The sequence below is a fragment of the Saccharopolyspora sp. NPDC049357 genome, from assembly GCF_040677225.1.
Classification (GTDB): domain Bacteria; phylum Actinomycetota; class Actinomycetes; order Mycobacteriales; family Pseudonocardiaceae; genus Saccharopolyspora.
In genome coordinates this window covers 82950-102169 of the sequence record NZ_JBFAQJ010000007.1, presented here as the reverse complement: position 1 = coordinate 102169, position 19220 = coordinate 82950, and the positions used below count along the sequence as shown (strand labels likewise).

Below are 19220 nucleotides of genomic sequence, written 5' to 3'. Positions count from 1 at the left end.
GCTGCCTCGACCGCCAACATTGTCGGTTTGACTATTCAACCAGCCAGGCTTACATCCTTTCGGGCACGTCCGCGTTGGCGAGCCCGAGTTCGGCGAGCGCAGTTTGCTGGTCGTAGAGGATCCAGGCGGGTAGGCGGACGGCGGGTGGTCCATCGTCGGGCGGGGACAGCAGGTCACGTCGGCGCAGCATCAACCGGAGGTGGCGCGCAGGAGCCAAATCCTCACCGTTGCTCCGGTCAAGAAGCAGTGGCCGGGAGGTCCCGTCGCTGTACTTGAGCAGTGCGTCGAGGGGGTATCCGTTGAGGCTCGCCCCCAGTTCGGCCTCAGTCTCGGAAACCACCGAGGCGAGGTCGTAGAGCCGCTGCACGAGGGAATCGGGTGCCCTGGTCGCACCGCGTTCGCTGGCCGCGGCCTCTTCTGCTGCGCGCACGAGTTCTCCACCGGTACCGCCGCGGTGACGCCAGAACTCCCTGTCCCCGACCACTATCAGGTGTGATCTGGCCCTGGTAATCGCGACATTCCAGAGGTTGAGCTGACGGTTCACCCAGCTGATCGCCCCCGGGGACATTGCTTCGCCAGCGACGAGCGAGAAGACCACGGCATCGCGTTCGCCGCCTTGGAAGGTGTGCACTGTGCCGACACGGACCCTGTCGTCATTCCGCAACTGGCGGGAGAGAAGGGCCTGCTGGGACTTGAACGGCGTCACGACACCGATCGTCGCGTTAGCCGGTAGGTGTGTGAGGAGGAAGTCGACGCACTTCGCTACGGCGCGGACCTCCTCGTGGTTGATCCACGAGGTGCCCGACGGCGCGCGCTGAGGCCGTCCTGCGGCGTGGGACCAAGCCACCGCCGGCCTGTTCACCGCCGGGCGACCGCGGACATCAGTGAGCACGGTCAGCGCATCGCCGTAGAAGAGCTCGTTCGACACCGCGGCGATGTCGGGGTGGCACCGGTAGTGCTCGTCAAGCAGAAGGCTGCCGCCGCGAGAGCTCTCGCCGGCGCGGAACGCGGAGTGCCGGCGAAACGACAGCTTGTGCTTTTCCAGGAATGTCGAGCTAATACCGGTGCGGCGTCGGATGAGCGCCTCGCGTTCCGCGGGGATCGTGGTGATGTGAGCGAGCTGCATGACGTCGCCGATGATCAGCGCACGCCGTGCTCGGAACAGCAGCGGCAGTACCTGAGGGATCGAACACTGGCTGGCCTCGTCGATGATCACGAGGTCGAACAGCCCCGGATGAGTCGGGAACCGCCGGGCAGACAGACTCGTCGTCGCCCAACTACGCACGTGGGGCAGGACGGCGCGCAGGGCTGCCCAGTCAGATGAGTTGCCGGCGGTCGCCTGGACGAGGGCGCGGATGGCGGCCTTGCCCCCACTGACCCCGCTGGTATGGGACGCCTGCCACACCGTGAGGGACGCTTCCTGAACGGCCGTGTCGACGGCGTTGAGGGAAGCAGCGAGATCCTCGTCGGCAACCGTGGCACTCACTTCGTCCCGAAGTCGACGCCACCGGGTCTCCGCCCCGGCGAAGTCGGCCACGTGCTGGCACACCGTCCGGGTGTCTTGCGCAGAATCGAGCCCGAGCTTGCGCAACAGTCGCCCACGGCGCCACGCACCGAGGAACCATGCGTTCGTGAGTCGCCGGGCCCGGCCTTCCCACACCTCCGGCCGAAAACTGAGGCGTTTCGCGAGCTCACCTGGCGTGTGTCCGAGGTGTCCTGCGTGTCGTTCCCTGTCGGTCGCGGCATCGAGCAGCTGCTTCTCCACCTCTGCCTTGCGGGCGAGGTCTCGATAGACGCGATCGTGTTGCTTGCTGCTTCCGGTGTGTTTCGCGAGGGTTGTGGCGAGGTTGATCTGCGGCGGTTTCGACTTCAGCAGACGTTGGAGGGCGTCGGCTTCGTGCTGCCGGTAGTCCTCTTGGCCGGAGGACGAACCGGTGCGCACCACGCTGTCCCCGAGCAGCCGATCGCAGCGCTGCCAGACTTCGTCCACCGCTTGGTTGTTGGTGGAGGCGACGAGCACCGACTGCTGGTTGGCGACTGCTGTAGCGACGGCGTTGGCCACGAGCTGGCTCTTGCCCGTTCCAGGCGGTCCCGTAGCTACCGTCAGCCGCTGGGACATTGCTGCACGGAGCACGGCCAATTGCGCTTCGTTCGCCGGCAGCGGGGTAACCGCAGTGCTGAGTTCAGCCGCTCGTTCGTCGTTCGCGCTGGACAGCAGGCAACTCATCGCGGTCTCCGCGATCTTGTGATGGTTGTCGGCGATGTATTCGAGGTCCTTGAGCAGGTTCGTGCTCGCGCCACCGGTGCGGGGAACTCGGATGAGGACTGCGGCGTTGCGGGCACCGTCGCCCGGTGAGTTGGTGTCGATGCGTTCGTCTAGAAACTCCGGGCGGAGCTCCTGCACGCATTGCAGCTCGAACTCGTGCCGGAGCAGGTTGCGGGCGTCGGTGGCCAGGAGGCTGTGCTGGCCTGTGTGCCACGTCGGCTGGTAGGTCTCGATAAGGTGGCTGGCCTGCTCCGACCCGAGTTGGTCCTCGGCCAGTCCGGGATGTGGCACCACCGGCCCGTACGGCCGGAACCGGGGCGTCAGGCCCTCTTCATCTCCGGTGACTTCGACGCGGCGCATCAGTAGCGGTGCGAACCGAGGCGACGCCCAAGGCTTCCCGTTGCGCGGCCGGTTGAGCACGACGGCCGGATAGCCCGCCCAGAGCTCATCCTGCTTGTCGACGTTCTCGAGGAATTCGGCCGCTTCATCGGGAATCTCGGCGGTGCCGTGCTCATCGAGGTCGCCGGAGATGAGGCGCTCAGCGCCGGCGAGGCAGGCGTAGCTGCGGCCATGATCGGCCACGGGCAAGTACGGCATCTCCGAGCTTTCATCGAGCACGCACGCGCGGTAGTACTCGATCAGTTCCTTCCACGTGGCCGAGCGCTTAGAAGCTTGAACGGCGCCGCCCTCAGCAGTCGACCCGGTTGGCGATTTCGACTGCGGCGCCTGTGCCGAAAGAGCGAGCACCGGTGCCTCACCGACCGGGCACGACGCGATCACGATGCGGTCGTTGACCCCCAGCGACGACCTGGTCGGAATCTGCCCGCCCCGACCGCGCAACTGCCGGGTGACATGATCGACGAGGTCGTCCACGGATACGTTGCCGGAGCCGTCTTTGGCTGCCCTGCCAGTCCGCAGCGCCTCGACCACTGCTCCGGTGAACACCGATGGGGCAGACCCCTCCGGTGTGTTCGCACCGGAGAACGACTCCTCCAGCGGTCCGGATGAGCTCAACACGTAGACACCGCGGCTGTTCAGGGGAGACGCCGTCGCGGACTTGACGGTGCCCCGCGCGCGATCGGCGGTGCGGAACCCCAATGTGAACCCGCCGCTGAGGCAGCAGTCCAGCATCGCGACCTTCTGCGGAGCCCAGCACTCCTCGAGCCGCTCGTTGACGAACCCCGCGCTGACTCCGGTCTCGGCGAGCCGATCGTGGTCGGTGTCAGCAGCGACGAAGTAGAACTCGCCGGTCGTCTCGAGTGTCCGCGCACCGTGGCCACTCAGGTAGAGGAGTGCCAGCTCGTCCTGCTCGCAGCTTTCGAGGAACTCGGAAACTTCGGCGTGCATGTCGTCCGCGGTGAGGTCGCCGACCACGCGGACGGCCTCGAAGGCTCCGATGTTGCGGTGTTCAAGGACCTGCCTGAGCTGCCAGGTATCGGCGCGCGTCGACGGCAGCGCCGGGAAGCGATCGTCCTGGTAGGTCTCGGTGTGGATGAGCAGTGCGCGTCGTCGCAGCACGCGTCGGTTCACGCGTCGTCCTCGAACTTGTCCATGAACTCCCGCACGAGCTGTTGCTGGTCGGCGTGGGGCTTGCCAGTGATCTCCAACTCGGCGTCGCCCCGGGTGATGCGGACCTTGCGGTGCTGCTCCCTACTGCACCATTCGGTAATGGCGGTGGTCAAGACACCAGCAAGGGGCTTCGAAGTCGCCACAGCGGCCACCGCCAAAGCGAGATCAGCGAGCACACCACCCTTGCTCCCAGGAGCGCCGGGAGCCTGTCTGACGAAATCGACCGTGATCCCGTCAACCTGCACGAGGTCGTCGCGCAACGACCGCGTCCACCGCTCCTCCCGCAGCGGGTCACCGCCGGCGAGAACCTCGAGCCGATAGGTCCGCGCGCCTTCTGCCATGTCGTCCTCTCGATCGCTCCGCGGTCCAAGATCGATCGAAAGGGTAGAACGATCGCAGCGAAACGCGGTTCAAGTTGATCAGGCTGCCGCCCGTATGGAGTAGCCGCAGAACCGAGCGCCCCACAATCGGCTCGTTCGAATTGGAGACCCTCCGGAGCGACGAGGTGACGGAGATGATCATCGACGGGTGGGCCCGACGTTGTGAGAGATTGCTGTGCTTGCAGGTCGGCGGTTCGGTACGCGGCTTCAGATCGAATAGTCCCGTCAAGGGAGCAGACGCATGGCGAGCACGGTCCCATCCGGGTGCACCGACACCGGTCCGTCCCACAAGTCGTCCCAGGACTTGCTGGGCCAAGCAGAGCGGCGCTCGTAGATCTCGTGGCGGTACTGTTCCACTCGTCCTTCAGCCAAGAGACGGAGCAGGTCCTTCGCTACACCGGAGAACGCCTCAACGCGGGTCCCGTTCAGCCGGAAGACGTGGTCGGTGCCAATGAAGCGAATGCCGAGGAGGGTGTGGGCCGCATCCTGCACGCTACCGGCAGCCGCGTGCGCGAAGCCGGTGAAGTGCTTTCGCCCTTGGCGCTCGGTCAAGTACTGGGCGGTCGCTTCGAGGCCGTTGCCAGCGAAAGCCGTCAGTCCAGCGGCGGCCGTACGCGCGAGCACCGTTCCGAACCAATCGGACAGCTCCCGCGTGACGTGGAAGCCGGGAACCGAGGTAGGCGTGTCGTTGCCGTTGGCGGGCAGCTGAATGTGAGGGAAGTGGTTCTCGTCCCTGAGCTTGACGTCCAGGCCACCACCCTCGGCGTGGGTCCGGCCCAGCCAGCCGCCACTTCCCCCTGCGCAGAGGGCGTGCACGGTGACATGGCCGTCCAGGGGCAGCTCGGTGCTGAAGATCAGCGCAGGTGTCTCGTTCCAGGGGCCGATGTGCACCGCTTCCACGTGAGCCGATGCGGAGGCGAGTTGGCCATGGGAGTAGGCGGCATTGCTGTGGTTGCCCTTGCAGGCGATCGGGAACGCCAGGGAGGGAGCTCCCGGCTTCCACAGCTCGGCGAAGAACTGCGGTCGGTACCGGTAGCTATTTCGTCGGCCCTTCTCTCTGCTGGTCAGAGCCCAGCCGGCGCGCAGCGTTGTGTCCGCGGGCACGATCGAGACGACGCGGTCCGGATGGCGCTGAGCCAGAACCCGCTGGGCCAGCGCCAGTGCGAAGCCGACGCCGAGCTCGCTCGACTGGTTGGCCTTGTAGTAGTCCGCCGTCACCTTGCCCTCGGCGGACAGCTTCATGAAGGAGCCGGTATCGCCGGTCAGTGCCTGGCTGTACTTCAGCGCACCCCAGTGCTCGGCGAGTCCACGCGCGGCTCCTCGTCTCGACAGCGCGATTGCCTGGCCGAGCACATGCAGCACGTCCCACGGCGTCAGCTGAACGGATCGCTCTCCCCACACGGGTATGGGCTGGAGTTCGGGCTTCCGCCGCAGGACGTTTTCCTCGTCCTTCGCCTTTTCCTCCTCCGCCTGCTTCTTCGCACGCTTCTCGTCGTCCTCCGCTGCGGCGGCGGCCACGGCGCCAACCAGCCCGGAATCCGAGTGGAGGGAGATACTCGAGCATTGGGCGAGATCGCCCAGCACCTCTGCTGCCGACTTCAACACCATTCCCCCAATGGGACCACTAGGAAGACTGCGCTCGGTACTTCGTGATCGACATTGAGCACAACGCTACGTTTTCGATCACACGTGCGCTTCCGCGCAACGAGTGATGTGGGTAGAGGATCTTGGTTGGTCCACGGTGATGTGGTGCAAGCACTGGCCAGCGGGCTGTTTTGCGTTTGGGCGTGGATCTTCTGGTGATGGGCTTTACAAGCTCGTTTGAGCTGTCCTGAAGCGAATCAGGAGCGAGCGGGATCCAACTGACTGATTACCGGTAAGCGTCTTGTTGATCAACTGCTCGATCGGTTCGTCAGTGATCCCCGCAGTGCCACCCGCTCGCGACAGTCAAGCACCACAGGAGATGCGGTGGAGGGTGCCAGCCTGCTCCACTCGGCTGGCGCTTGTGGTTACCACTCGAAGGCCAAACGGTGGATCAGACCTGCGGTGCGACTGTCTGGCTCGGACCTGGAGCAGGAGCGAAACTGGAGCGAACGGGCCTTCCGCAACGGAAGCGAACTGCATGTAATTGCAATTCCAAGGCCGCTGTACACTGCAGTTTCTTGTATTTCGAGCATGTCTGTCTCTTGTGGACACAACTGGGGGTCAAGGGGTCGTGGGTTCGAATCCCGCCGTCCCGACCGGTGAGAGGGTTTCCGCAGGTGAGCCAGCGGAAGCCCTCTTTTTGTGTTCTTGGTTCGTTGCGCGGAGTCAAGCATGCCGCTCATGGACACCTTGACTACGGAGTTTGAAATGGCTGGTTTTGATCTTGGCAAGCTCACCGAGGGCCTGTCGAGCGTGTGGGCCGGATACCTGCGGGGCTGGGACCGCAGCTTGCGTTCGGTGAACCATCCCGAGACCACTCGCTACAACTATCTGCTCGCCGCCGGCCAGCTGGCCCGCTACCTCGCCGAGCACTCCCCGGACCCCGACGCCGACGACGCCGCGGACGACCCGGCCGAGGTCACTCGTGATCACGTCGAGGCGTTTCAAGCGTGGATGATCGAGACCCGCTCGGCGGCGACGGCGGTGAACAAGCACAAGGCGCGCCGGATTGGTCAGCAGGGCGGTGTGCTGGTGTACCTGCGCGGGCACGAAGGTCGCGCGATCGGGTTGCAGAAGAAGCTGACCGCCTACGAGTTGCAAGACACCGGTCTGGACACTGTGGATGCGAACCTCCACCTCGGCGAACCGTCCGATGCGCGTGAGTACGGCGCCGCCGCAGCGATACTCCGCGATCTTCGCGTGACGAAAGTTCAGCTATTGACCAACAATCCTGCCAAGGTCAAGGAGTTAGAGGCCGGAGGCGTAACCGTTGTGGACCGTCTACCGCTCGCAGTCGGTGCCGTTCCAACGAACCTTCACTACCTAGCCACCAAAAAGACCGAATGGGCCACCTGCTCGACCAACGCGAGATTTCCTGGAACCTGCGACTGTTGGCTGGTGTTTCAGCGGAAGTTCGCGTGGTCGACGGCGAGGGTCAAGGCAGTGCCATCGTGCAGTAGGCTGTCAAACTCAGCGCTTGAGTAGTTCGGGCGCTGATCCGGCATCTGCGACGTGTTTGGCCTGTGTGGACAGTGAGACGTTCTGGAAAAGGTTCGTAGAGTGCCTGGTAGACGATCGACACCTATGGGGATTCAGCCGAGATGCCGTACTGTTCCGGATGATGCCGAAGTTGTGTTTGGCGTATTCCAGTGGAGGAGTCCCTTCTCGTACTTCGGGTGGGCACGTCACGCCGGGGCGGTTTCGAGGACCGATGTGCCCAGCCACTGACAAGCGTGGAGCGCGAGTTCGACGTCCAAACGATCCGTCCCGATTGGACAACCGCGCTCTTCCTCGGCCTTCTTGATTCGGTACTTCACGGTATTGTAGTGAAGGTTGAGCACTTCAGCGGCGGCTTTGTGGCTCGAGCCTCTGAACAGGAACTCGCGCAACGTGCAGCGAAGCCGCTGAGCGTTGTCGGTATTCGCGGCGAGTGGTCCCAGAACATCCTTGACCCATTTCCTTGTGTCATCGATGTTCTTGCTGAGAAGGGCGACCGTCGGCAACCCTGGCTCGTCGTAGAAGGTGACACGTCGGCCGTCGTTCGCCAACAGCGCGATCTCGTGTGCGAGATGTGCACGTCTGTGACTTTCGCGGAAGCCTGCACGCCCGTAAGCAGGCGTTCCTCCTGCTACGGAAAGCGAGTCGACGCACTCGGTCGCACGCCGGCACACTGCGGGGAGATCGACGGCGGAGCGGTTCCCCAAGGGGATCCACGCCCAGCCCGAAACCCGATCGGATGCGACGAACAGCGGCGGCCTTTGGCTCTCCGTGCACTCCGCGATGTTGTGCACCGCTTGCTCGAGATCGTTGATGCGTTCGTTTCCGCTGTCGGGTAGCCACAGGATCAGGGCGAGGTGGTACTGGCTCATCGAGTAGCCGAGGTCGGCTTCACTGGCTCCGACTTGTGGGTCTTGTCCGCTGAGGAGTTCGCGTACCCGCACGGCACGGACGCTGCTGCGAGTGGCAAGCCAGCGCTCTCGTTCACGTTCGTACGTGTCGACCACCTGTTGTGAGATCCAGTCGATGTAGTCGGAAACCACCGATACGATGCGGTGCGCGACCGACAAACGGAGTTCCGCGTCGAGATCCGTGATCTCCAGCTCTCTGAGGGCGCTGTCGAGCAAGGTCCGCTGGCCGAGCCGATACGCGCGCACGAGCGCGTTGACAGGAACCCCGTGCTGGGCGAGCCGACGGGCGTACTCCATGGCGGCGGAGGGCGCCTCGATGTGCTCTGCTGCGATGTTGTGCTGCAGCGTGTGCAGGATGGTGTCGACGTTGCCTTCGATGCTCGCCCCCAGCAGTTCGAGCAGCCGGGCGTCTCCGCGGAGTTCGACGATCTTCGACTCCAGGACCTTCTTGATCACCCGGGTTTCCGTGGCCAGTCGGCTGTTGAGTTCGGCCGCTACGACTGCCGCCCACTGGTCTACAACGTCGCGGTCACTGCGCTCCGCTCCTGTCGTCATTGGGCAACAGTAGCCAGTGGCCGGTGCGCGGCGTCAACTGTTTCGAACGGCTGGACGTGCCTGCTGATCTGCCACGACACATCCTCGATGTTGGGCCCTCGGTGTTGGACGGTCCGCCTGGTGGTTTTGTTTCCCCGAGACGAAGACGATGTGATTCTTCATGATGGCAGGACATGGTGCACCTCACAGATCGGTTCGTATGGTCGATGAGCCAGGGTTACAACGAGGTCACCAGGAAGTTTTCATGCATCTCTCGGCTTTGCCTGATGCGCGTTCTGCGCAGGATCCCGACGGGCCGGCAATCGCGGACGATTCGGTGGAGTTGACGAATGTCGAATTCTCCTCCGCGGTTGCACTGGCGGCAGACGTTCTGCGTTCTCGCGGTATTTCAGAAACAGATGTCGTTGCGATCATGTTGCCGAACAACGCCTCCTTCGTGGTGGGCATGTTCGCCGCATGGCAAGTGGGCGCGGTCGTCACGCCGATCAACCCGTCGCTGACCACGGCTGAAGTCAGCTATCAGCTCGACGACTCAGGTGCGAAAGTCGTGATCACGGCCCCGGAGCGTGTCGTGGACATTCCCGAATCGGTTGATGTGATCGCGGATCTCGCGGGGCCCCGGGAAACAACCGGGGCACTCAGCCGCGAACCGAGTTTCCGGGATCTCGCTCTGCTGATCTACACCAGCGGGACCACCGGTCGCCCCAAGGGGGTCATGCTCGATCACGGGAACCTCGATGCGATGTGCTCGATGATCATCGAGGCGTTCGAGCTCGATGACGCGGCGCACAGTCTGCTGATTCTGCCGCTGTTCCACGTCAACGGCATCGTCGTGAGCATTCTGTCGCCGCTGCTGGCCGGAGGCCGGGCCTCCATCGCGGGACGCTTCGACGCGAGGTCGTTCTTCGACCATGTCGAGCGCTCTCGCCCGACCTACTTCTCAGGCGTGCCGACGATCTACGCGAAGTTGGCCGACCTCCCGAGCGACGTTACCCCTGATACGTCGTCTCTCCGGTTCGCGGTCTGTGGCGCTGCACCCGCGAGCGTGGAGCTGCTCAGCAAATTCCAGGACCGCTTCGACGTGCCGATCGTCGAGGGGTACGGGCTGTCGGAGGGCACGTGCGCCAGCACGATCAACCCGCTTCGCGGTACGCGCAAACCCGGCACCGTCGGGCTTCCCCTGCCGGGTCAGTCGGTCCGCATCGTCAGCGCGGACGGGGACGAAATCGACCGCGGTGAGGTCGGCCAGGTCCTCATCCACGGACCGAACGTCATGCGCGGCTATCTCAATAAACCGGACGAGACCGCCACGACGATCACGGGAGACAGGTGGCTTCGGACCGGCGATATCGGCTTCCTCGACGAGGACGGTTACCTCACCCTCGTCGATCGTGCTAAGGACATGTTGATCCGCGGTGGGGAGAACATCTACCCCAAGGAGATCGAGAACGTCGTCTACCAATTGCCCGAGGTATTTGAAGCGGCCGTTGTCGGGCGCTCCCACCCGGTTCTCGGTGAAGAACCTGTGCTCTTCGTTTCTCTCGTGAGCAGCGCGATCCTCGAGGAGAGCGAGATACGTGAACACTTGGTGGGGAAGGTGTCCAAGTTCAAGTTCCCCGCCGAGATTCAAGTAATTGAATCGCTGCCCAAGAATCCGGTGGGAAAGATCGACAAGCCGTCGCTCCGTAGGCAGATCGCGGACGGCGCCCTGACGCAGAGCTAGCGAACGAACATTTTCCCGCCCGTACGAAATGTGTATGGGCGTGCGCTATCCCCACGCCACCGAAGGAGTTGATGATGGGGTTTAAGACGGCTGATTTCCCGCCTGTTGATGTCGAGACATTTCTCGATAAACCGTTGCGGGAGCGCATGAAGACACTGGCCCTGCACTGGGTCGAGTACGGATTCGGATCGCCGAAGATGATCCACGCCACCTACATCCTCAAATTGGTGTTTGTCTACCTCATCGTGGGGACATCGGTGGCAACGTGGACATCCGGTCTCGGCCCGTTCTGGGACGTGATGAGCTGGTGGGCCGAGCCGATCGTCTACCAGAAGTTCCTCTTGTGGACGGTGCTCCTCGAGGCGGTCGGCGTCGCGGGGTCATGGGGCCCTCTCGCCGGGAAGTTCAAACCCATGACTGGTGGACTGCTGTTCTGGGCCCGACCAGGCACGATCCGCTTGAGGCCGTGGCGGCGCGTTCCGTTCACGTCAGGTGACCGGCGAACGGTCTTCGACGTCCTTCTCTACATCGGCTTCCTGGCAGCGCTCAGTGCCTCGATCGTGCGGCCAGGGGTGCCGAACGACTCGCTGTCGGCTGTGCTGCCTGGCAACACCACGGGGTTGGTCAGTGCGGCGCCTCTGATCACGGCGTTGGTGCTCTTGGTTCTCCTCGGGCTACGCGACAAGATCGTCTTCATCGCCGCGCGCAGCGAGCAGTACCTGCCCGCGATGGTCTTCTTCGCGATCCTGCCCTTCGGGGACATGCTGATTGCGCTCAAGCTGCTCATCGTGAGCGTGTGGGTCGGGGCCGGTGCGTCCAAGTTCGGCCGGCACTTTTCCAACGTCGTTCCACCGATGGTGAGCAACAGTCCCTGCATTCCCAGCCGATGGTTCAAACGCGCACATTACCGCGACTTCCCGCGCGATATCCGCCCATCAGCGTTGGCGAAATTCATGGCTCACGTTGGTGGTACGTTTGTCGAGATCGCCACGCCGCTGGTTCTTCTGTTCTCGACGAACTACTGGGTGACGCTGGGTGCGGTTGTCCTCATGGTGCTGTTCCACCTGTTCATCACCTCCACGTTCCCGTTGGCGGTGCCACTGGAGTGGAACATCCTGTTCTCCTATGCTGCGGTCTTCCTGTTCCTCGGCTTCCCAAACTGGCAGGGCTACGCCGTGTGGGACATGTCGTCGCCGTGGTTGGCAGCCGGGATCGTCGCGGGCCTGGTGTTCTTCCCGATCCTGGGAAACCTGCGACCGGATCTGGTGTCGTTCCTGCCCTCGATGCGTCAGTACGCCGGCAATTGGGCGTCGGCTCTTTGGGCGTTCGCTCCGGGTGCAGAGGCCAAGCTCAACGCGGTGAAACGACCCGCGACGAACCAGATCGACCAGTTGAAGGAGATGGGCTACGCGCCCGAGGTAGCGGAGATCACCATGCAGCAGACCGTCGGATGGCGATCGATGCACAGTCAGGGGCGTGGGTTGTTCTCCCTGCTGTACAAGCACATTCCCGACATTGACCGCTGGACCGTGCGCGAGGCCGAGTTCGCGTGCAACTCCTTGATCGGGTTCAATTTCGGTGACGGTCACCTGCACAACGAGGACCTGCTCGCCGCGGTGCAGAAGCAGTGCCAGTTCGAACCGGGAGAGCTCATCGTGGTCTGGGTTGAATCACAGGCGATCCACAGCAAGGTCCAACGCTACAAGGTCATCGATGCTGCGATGGGCGTGATCGAGCGGGGGACGTGGAAGGTGGCAGACGCCGTGCGCGAGCAGCCGTGGCTTCCCAACGGGCCGATTCCGCTGGAGGTGACGTGGTCACGTTCCTCCCGGACGACCTCGGCGCGGCACTCCAGCGTTCCGGACCGGAACACCGACGGCCAGTGGACCACAGCATGAGCACGGCGGTCGTGGTTGGTGGCGGGCCGAACGGGCTCGCCGCCGCCGTCACGCTGGCCAGGGCCGGGGTGCAGGTGACCGTTCTGGAGTCCGCTGATCAGATCGGCGGTGGCACGCGGTCCGGAGAGGCGATCCTGCCCGGGCTGCTGCACGACCACTGCTCGGCGGTCCACCCCATGGCTGTCGGCTCGCCGTTCCTCAACAGCCTGGGCCTGGAGCGCTACGGGCTGACGTGGCGGTGGCCGGAGATCGACTGCGTGCATCCGCTCGACGATGGGGACGCAGGCGTCCTGCGGCGATCGGTCGAGCAGACCGCGAGCGGTCTCGGCGCGGACGAAGGCCGGTGGCGACTTCTCTTCCAGCGCCCATCGGCGGGGTACGACTTGCTGGCCGAAGACATCATGGGGCCGATGCTGGGACTGCCGAAGCACCCGTTCCGGCTGGCACGCTTCGGCGGCCCCACGCTTCTCCCCGGGTCAGCCCTCGCCCGCTGCTTCGCCACCGAGCGAGCGAGGGCCCTGTTCGGTGGGGTCGCGGCCCATGCGTTCCAGCCGCTGGATCGACCGCTGAGTTCAGCCATCGGTCTGGGCATCCTGACGGCCGGACATCGATACGGGTGGGCCGTGGCGGCCGGCGGGTCGCAATCGATCACCAGTGCTCTCGCCTCGCTGCTCTCGGACCTCGGCGGCAATATCGAGACGGGCATCACCATCACGGACGCATCGCAGCTGCCACCTGCGGACGTGACCCTCTTCGACCTCGCACCGCGTGCGGTCGCGGACATCTCGGGTTACCGCCTGCCGCGACGTGTCAAGCGTGCATACGAACGATTCCGCCACGGCCCCGCGGCCTTCAAGGTGGATTTCGCTGTCCAAGACGGGGTTCCTTGGCTCAACGCCGATGCACGACGGGCGGGTACCGTCCATCTCGGAGGCAGCTTCGCCGAGATCGCCTCGAACGAACGGGACGTCTACCACGGACGAATGCCCAAAAGACCGTTTGTCCTGGTGGGCCAGCAATATCTCGCTGATCCGCAGAGATCGGTCGGCACGGTCCACCCGCTGTGGACCTATGCCCACGTCCCGAACGGATACACCGGGGACGCGACCGAGGCGATCATCGCGCAGATCGAGCGGTTTGCGCCCGGCTTCCGCGACCGCATCGTGGGCATGGCCGTACGTACGACGACGGAGATGGCCGCCTACAACCCGAACTACGTTGGCGGGGACATCGTCACCGGTGCGAAGAACGCGAACCAGCTGATCCTGGGGCCACGTCCGACGTTGAACCCGTACAGCGCGGGACTGCCGGGCACCTACATCTGCTCGGCTGCGACGCCGCCAGGGCCGGGGGCACATGGGATGTGCGGATTCCACGCGGCCAACGCAGCGCTCAGCTACCTGGACAAACGCAGCTGAGCAGGAGGAATCCGTCTTGGTCTCAGTCGGTGCCTGCGAATCGTCGGCTACCCGCACTTCCACGCCGCGACGCCAGGACGCGGTCAAGGTCGGCCGCGTCCCGGCGGGGACGATGGAACCGGGCGACCCACCAGGAGCCTCGCGTCCCGTCGCGGCAGTACTGCCCGGCAGGAACACCACACTTGGCGCAGTGCACACCGGCGGGACGGCAGGTGCTCGGCAGATCACCCTGTTCGGTCAGGTCAGTGGGGCGAGGTGGAGGTGGCGTTGGACTGGGGTCGTCCGGAGTCCGTGGGAGCTTCGGGACCGTCCTGCACGCCGAGCGCGGCTTTGAGCTTCTCCAGCGGGACGCCCTTGGTTTCCGGCATCAGCAGCAGCACCCAGACGAGCTGGCCGACCATGCACATGAAGAAGAACGCGAAGGCCATCGCACCGCCGACGGTGTCGGCCAGCAGCGGGAAGATCCAGGAGATGATGGCCGCGAATCCCCAGTGGACCAGTGAGCCGAACGCCTGTCCGCGGGCTCGGATCGAGGTCGGGAAGATCTCGGCGATGAAGACCCAGATGACGGCGCCCTGGCCGAAGGCGTGCGCGGCGACGAACAGCATCACCATGACCACGACGAACAGGCTGGCCGTTCCGGAGAAGTCATCTCCCTGGCTGAGGTAGGTGGCGGTGAGAAGGCCGAGGGTCACGAGGTAGCCGATCGACCCGATGAGCATCAGCTTGCGCCGTCCGAGCCGGTCGATCACGAGCAGTGCGAGCATCGTCGAGATGAGGTTGATCAGCCCGACGCCGCCGCTGCTGAGGAATGACGCGCTTTCCCCCATCCCGGCCGACTTGAAGATCGAGGGGGCGTAGTACAGCACGGCGTTGATGCCGGACAGCTGGTTGAACGCGGCGATCGCGAACGCGAGCAGGATGATCTTGCGGTGCGGTCGGCTGAAGAACTTGGCGCGAGGCTTGCCGTCGTCGGTTTCGAGCGCCTCGGCGATCTCCTCGCGCGCCAGCCGTGCCTCGTTCGGGTCCGAGGTGAGGGCGGCGATCACGCGGTCGGCCTCGGTCGTCCGTCCCACCTTCAGCAGCCAGCGCGGGCTCTCCGGGACCAGGGCGAGCAGCAGCACGAACGCGAGCGAGGGCAAGGCTTGGACGCCGAACATCCACCGCCACGCCGTCGCCTCCGGAGCCAGTTCGAGCAAGACGTAGTTCGACAGGTAGGCCAGCAAGATCCCGAGCACGACGTTGAACTGGAACAGTCCCACCATGCGCCCGCGGTTCGTGGGCGGGGACACCTCGGCGTTGTACATCGGTGCGACCGCGGCGGCAGCGCCGACTCCGATTCCGCCGACGAAGCGCAGCACCATGAAGGACACCCAGTCGGGAGCGAAGGCGCAACCGAGTGCGGATACCAGGTAGAGGATTCCGATCGCGTAGAGGACCTTCTTGCGCCCGTAGAGGTCGGCCGGCTTCCAGATACCGGTCGCGGCGGCACCCACGATGGTGCCGATCAGGGCGGTCGCGACGGTGAAGCCCAGGCCGGCCGCGCTGAGGGAGAACACCTGTTGCAACGCGTCGGTGGTGCCGGAGATCACGGCGGTGTCGAAGCCGAACAGCAGGCCGCCGAGCGCTGCGATGACGGCGCTGCGCAGTGCCAGGGATCTCGGGGCGGGTTCGCCCGTCCGGGTTGGTGGGTTGATCATGCCGGGTACCTTCCTGAAAGTGGTTGTGAGCGATCCCAGCGCGGCTGTCGTTGTGCGGCGAACGCCGGGAAGAACCGACGCCCGGGTAGCAGGGCGACCGGAGGATGTGGTCGGGTCGTGCGGTTCGTCGGGTCTTGTTCACACCCGGTGTGACGGATGGCCCGGAGTTCGTCCGAGAGGCCGAACCTGGATGCGCTGCAACGCACTACGGCAGCGGCCCAGCTCGATGGGCATGAGCGGCGCAATCACGCGAGCACCAACTCGATCTCCGCTTCGCCGAGTTCACCCACGGCTTGCTCGTCAAGACCGTTGTCGGTCACCACGACGTCGATCTCGTCGAGCGTGGCGAACCGGGCGAACTGATCGTCGCCGTACTTGCTGTGGTCGCTGAGCAGGACGCGACGTCGGCAAGCCTGGATCATCGCCGTCTTGACCGCGGATTCGGCGGTGTCCGGTGTGGTGCACCCGCCTGCGGCGGAGAAACCGTTCGTCCCGAAGAAGCCGACGTCCACGGTCACACCGCCGAGAACGTTGAGCGCCCAGGACTCGACCGTCGCCAGCGTGGTGCCTCGGACCCGGCCGCCCAGCATGTGCAGGTTCGTGTGGCCGTGAGCGGCGAGTTGTGCGGCAGCGGGCAGCGAGTTGGTGACGATCGTCAGTTCCCGGTCCTGCGGCAGCAACGCCGCCAACCGGTTGGTGGTGGTACCGGCGTCCAGCAGGATCGTTCCGCGCTGAGGCACCAGGTCGAGCGCGGCGCGTGCGATCCGATCCTTCTCCTCGGAGCGGGTCTGGTCCCGCTGATTCACCTCGGGCTCGAAATCCAGCCGCTCCAGCAGCACCGCGCCGCCGTACACCCGGCGAACCAGGCCCTGCCGTTCCAGAGCGCCGAGATCGCGCCGAATGGTTTCGGGCGCGACCCCCAGGGCCTCGGACGCTGCGGTGACATCGATCCGCCCGTCCGTGCGCGCCTGCTGCGCCAGCAGCTGTTGACGCTCTGCGCCGTACATGCCTGTTCCCTTCCGGTGCCCTCGTGATAAGCCCGATTCGGTCTGGGTAACTGGGTGCTGCTCGTCGGCCGGCGGGTGCGGCCCTGAGGGTGTGATGGATGCTCACCTGCGCGAATGGCCAGTGACCACGGGTGGGTGGCGAGTGCGGACCAGTCCTGCGCGGGCGAGGCGGTGTCGCCACGACCACCAAGCCCAGCACAGTACGGCGTGCTCGCCGCCCACCCGGTCCGTTCGGCGTCAGGGTGCGAGGTCGAAGACCTCGATGTCGGCCTGCACCTGGCCGTTCGTGGCGAACAGGTGGACCTTGTCGCTACCGTCGTCCGGGAAGACCGCGTCGGTCAGCACGGCCCGCCCGCCCGCGGCGAAGACCTCGACGCCGCTGCGGTCGGCGACGATGCGCAGTGGCAGCACGCCGTCGGAGACGGTCAGCGGGGTCGTGTGCACGGCGGGGAACGTGCTGTTGACCTGGGTGGTGCCCGATTGGGTGCGGTCGATGAACAGCTCCTGCGCGGCGAGGTCGTAGCCGATGCGGGTGCGGTGGTTCGGTCCGGCGAAGACGTCGACGCCGACCGTTTCGGCCGCACCGAGCTGGAAGTTCGCGACGAGGTCCAAGGCGGTCCCGGCGAATTCCGGGGTCTGGCCGTCGGAGACGATACCGCTCCAGGCGCGGCGGTTGGCGCGCACCGCGGCGAGTTCGTCGACCGGCTGCTGGGCGAGTTGGACGCTGCCGCCGGCTGCGGTCAGCGACAGCTGACGCGGGGTGGTCATCGTGCCGCGCCACGGGTCGGTGGGGATCTCGCCGGCGTAGTTCCAGTTGCTCATCCAGCCCAGCCACAGCCTCCGACCGTCCGGCACGTCGGAAAACGACTGCGGTGCGTAGAAGTCCGAGCCGCGGTCCACCCAGAGCACGTCGTTCGGTGCGCCGTCGCTGGTGAAGGTGGTGCCGTCGAAGTCACCGAGGAAGTACTGGGTCGCCGAGCCTCCGGCCGGACCGCCGGGATTGATGCTGACGATCAGCACCCAGCGGGTGGGCCCGCCGTCCACCGGCAGCTCGAACAGGTCCGGGCACTCCCACACACCGCCGTGCGAGCCGTGGTCGGCACCGAACTCACTGAGCATCTCCCATTCCACGAGGTTGGTCGAGCCGTAGATGTGGATGCGGTCTCCGGCGGCGACAAGCAGAATCCAGCGGTTGGTCGGGGAGTGCCAGAAGACCTTCGGGTCGCGGAAATCGGGGACGCCCGGGTTCGGGATGACCGGGTTGCCGGTGTACTTGGTCCAGGTGCGGCCTCGGTCGCTGCTGTATGCGAGGCTTTGCTGTTGGGTGTCGCCCGCGCTGGTGTAGAGCGCGACCAGGCCCGGTTGGCCGCCGAAGAAGCCGCTGCTGTCGTTCTGATCGACCACGGCGCTACCGGAGAAGATGTCGCCGAGCTCGTCGGGCTCCATCGCTACCGGGAGTTCTTGCCAGCGCACGAGATCGGAGCTGACCGCGTGGCCCCAGGACATGTTGCCCCACTGGTCGCCGTAGGGGTTGTACTGGAAGAACAAGTGGTACTCGCCCTGGAAGTGCACCAACCCGTTGGGGTCGTTCATCCAGTTGCGGGCAGGCGCGAATCGAACCGCCGGCCTCCACTGAGGGGTCTCGGCCGCGGAGGCGACCCCTCCACCTGCGATGGTATGTAGCGCGCCCAAACCGGCGAGCGCGCCGGTCGCGGCGAGGAAACCGCGACGCCCCAGCACTAACGGTCTCTGATCGTCCACATTGGCCACGGGTGCTCCTTTGCTCCGAGTTTCATGGACATCACGCACTGCCCGGATCCGGACAGGGATCACCAACCCCGATTTCGGGGAGGTGCGGCGGAACTTCCGGTGAGGAAGTGGTTCTGAGGAGGACGAGGAGAGCTCCAGGTGTGGGCGGAGCTGTATCTCGGGCGCGGGCGAGGTGCCCGGCAGCCGCGCGGTCATGCCGGCAGCCCTGATTCTCCAGTGCGGAGTCTCCGCGGATGGTGTCCGGCGAGACCCCGAAGTCGGCGGCAGCCGCCAGGGCATCGATGCGTCCGTCGCGTCGCGCCCGATTCCGGCATTCCGCTCCGCGCATGCCTGGTTGCCTCCGGTTGGTGTTTGGTGTTGCCTGATTTTGCCCTGTGTTGCCGTATTGTCAAGGGTTCGATCACCGCGATGAAAGTTTCAGTGCCGACCGGATTCGGCATACCCGGAGTTAGACGTGCACCCTCACGCCGAACTCCGGCCGCGTGAATGGTCGGCCGATTGACCAAACCGGGCGTCACCGGGCCCGACTCAGGGTGAGCTCCTGGGCGGGGCTCGGGCTGCGCACATCGCTGGACAACACCAGCAGTACCGGGCAGCTCGACCTATTGGTGCGGCGGACGAGATGTTGCGATGGCTGCGCCCAGTACTGCAGATGGGCGCTTGAGGCGAGGAGGCGATCTGAGGCGGTCGATGCGGGTGCCGCAGAACGTGGTTGGGGCCGGCGCTGCCGACGGTTGCTGCTGATCAGGATCATTGCCCGGCCGTCGCCGCAGGTCCCATCCCGCCGCTGAGCCGCCGTTGCGGACGGTCGGTCGCCGAGGCCCCAGAGCGGACCGGTGTTGCGAGATGTTTTCCGCACCCCAAGCCCGTACAGCTTCCCGG

The 19220-nt window shown here is 65.1% G+C and carries 11 protein-coding genes; 4 read left to right on the top strand and 7 right to left on the bottom strand.

The genetic code is table 11. The annotated features are described in order from the left end of the window. Nucleotides 1-49: 49 nt before the first annotated feature. The 3 genes from AB0J91_RS08460 to AB0J91_RS08450 all read right to left on the bottom strand — a co-directional run bounded on the left by AB0J91_RS08460 (nucleotide 50) and on the right by AB0J91_RS08450 (nucleotide 5823). Nucleotides 50-3796 (bottom strand): AAA domain-containing protein, encoded by a 3747-nt coding sequence (locus AB0J91_RS08460; protein WP_363865456.1) that lies wholly within the window; start codon nucleotides 3794-3796, stop codon nucleotides 50-52. Further along, nucleotides 3793-4176, bottom strand: coding sequence for a hypothetical protein (locus AB0J91_RS08455; RefSeq protein ID WP_363865454.1), 384 nt, complete (start codon nucleotides 4174-4176; stop codon nucleotides 3793-3795). The genes AB0J91_RS08460 and AB0J91_RS08455 overlap by 4 nt, the downstream gene beginning before the upstream one ends. Nucleotides 4177-4440: 264 nt before the next feature. Further along, entirely contained in the window at nucleotides 4441-5823 is a 1383-nt protein-coding gene (locus tag AB0J91_RS08450) for a hypothetical protein (protein ID WP_363865452.1), read from the bottom strand. Between the two features lie 708 nt (nucleotides 5824-6531). On the opposite strand from AB0J91_RS08450, the gene AB0J91_RS08445 reads away from it, so the two are divergent. Beyond that, nucleotides 6532-7344, top strand: a complete 813-nt coding sequence (locus tag AB0J91_RS08445; RefSeq protein ID WP_363865450.1) for a hypothetical protein — start codon at nucleotides 6532-6534, stop codon at nucleotides 7342-7344. A gap of 200 nt (nucleotides 7345-7544) precedes the next feature. On the opposite strand, the gene AB0J91_RS08440 is transcribed toward AB0J91_RS08445, so the two are convergent. Further along, nucleotides 7545-8822 carry a helix-turn-helix domain-containing protein gene (locus tag AB0J91_RS08440; RefSeq protein ID WP_363865448.1) on the bottom strand — a complete coding sequence of 426 codons (1278 nt, stop codon included), beginning with the start codon at nucleotides 8820-8822 and terminating at the stop codon, nucleotides 7545-7547. A gap of 244 nt (nucleotides 8823-9066) precedes the next feature. Between AB0J91_RS08440 and AB0J91_RS08435 the strand changes: the two genes are divergently transcribed. From AB0J91_RS08435 to AB0J91_RS08425, 3 genes are all read left to right on the top strand, one after another. Beyond that, complete coding sequence (locus tag AB0J91_RS08435; protein ID WP_363865446.1) at nucleotides 9067-10545, top strand: AMP-binding protein; 1479 nt, start codon at nucleotides 9067-9069, stop codon at nucleotides 10543-10545. Between the two features lie 74 nt (nucleotides 10546-10619). Further along, complete coding sequence (locus AB0J91_RS08430; protein ID WP_363865444.1) at nucleotides 10620-12443, top strand: DUF3556 domain-containing protein; 1824 nt, start codon at nucleotides 10620-10622, stop codon at nucleotides 12441-12443. Continuing rightward, nucleotides 12440-13861 (top strand): NAD(P)/FAD-dependent oxidoreductase, encoded by a 1422-nt coding sequence (locus AB0J91_RS08425; protein WP_363865442.1) that lies wholly within the window; start codon nucleotides 12440-12442, stop codon nucleotides 13859-13861. Before AB0J91_RS08430 ends, AB0J91_RS08425 begins: the two co-directional genes overlap by 4 nt. 242 nt (nucleotides 13862-14103) lie before the next feature. Here AB0J91_RS08425 and AB0J91_RS08420 read toward each other — a convergent pair whose 3' ends face one another. The 3 genes from AB0J91_RS08420 to AB0J91_RS08410 all read right to left on the bottom strand — a co-directional run bounded on the left by AB0J91_RS08420 (nucleotide 14104) and on the right by AB0J91_RS08410 (nucleotide 18308). Next, complete coding sequence (locus AB0J91_RS08420; RefSeq protein WP_363865440.1) at nucleotides 14104-15561, bottom strand: sugar porter family MFS transporter; 1458 nt, start codon at nucleotides 15559-15561, stop codon at nucleotides 14104-14106. 245 nt (nucleotides 15562-15806) lie between these two features. Further along, complete coding sequence (locus tag AB0J91_RS08415) at nucleotides 15807-16568, bottom strand: DeoR/GlpR family DNA-binding transcription regulator (protein WP_363865438.1); 762 nt, start codon at nucleotides 16566-16568, stop codon at nucleotides 15807-15809. Nucleotides 16569-16805: 237 nt separating this feature from the next. After that, nucleotides 16806-18308, bottom strand: coding sequence for a glycoside hydrolase family 32 protein (locus AB0J91_RS08410; RefSeq protein ID WP_363865659.1), 1503 nt, complete (start codon nucleotides 18306-18308; stop codon nucleotides 16806-16808). Nucleotides 18309-19220: the final 912 nt, after the last annotated feature.

What these genes read in the sequence shown, in the direction of transcription:
- AB0J91_RS08455 (WP_363865454.1), bottom strand. Translation starts at nt 4,176, where the DNA reads ATGGCAGAAGGCGCGCGGACCTATCGGCTCGAGGTTCTCGCCGGCGGT.
- AB0J91_RS08450 (WP_363865452.1), bottom strand. Translation starts at nt 5,823, where the DNA reads ATGGTGTTGAAGTCGGCAGCAGAGGTGCTGGGCGATCTCGCCCAATGC.
- AB0J91_RS08445 (WP_363865450.1), top strand. Translation starts at nt 6,532, where the DNA reads ATGCCGCTCATGGACACCTTGACTACGGAGTTTGAAATGGCTGGTTTT.
- AB0J91_RS08440 (WP_363865448.1), bottom strand. Translation starts at nt 8,822, where the DNA reads ATGACGACAGGAGCGGAGCGCAGTGACCGCGACGTTGTAGACCAGTGG.
- AB0J91_RS08435 (WP_363865446.1), top strand. Translation starts at nt 9,067, where the DNA reads ATGCATCTCTCGGCTTTGCCTGATGCGCGTTCTGCGCAGGATCCCGAC.
- AB0J91_RS08430 (WP_363865444.1), top strand. Translation starts at nt 10,620, where the DNA reads ATGGGGTTTAAGACGGCTGATTTCCCGCCTGTTGATGTCGAGACATTT.
- AB0J91_RS08425 (WP_363865442.1), top strand. Translation starts at nt 12,440, where the DNA reads ATGAGCACGGCGGTCGTGGTTGGTGGCGGGCCGAACGGGCTCGCCGCC.
- AB0J91_RS08420 (WP_363865440.1), bottom strand. Translation starts at nt 15,561, where the DNA reads ATGATCAACCCACCAACCCGGACGGGCGAACCCGCCCCGAGATCCCTG.
- AB0J91_RS08415 (WP_363865438.1), bottom strand. Translation starts at nt 16,568, where the DNA reads ATGTACGGCGCAGAGCGTCAACAGCTGCTGGCGCAGCAGGCGCGCACG.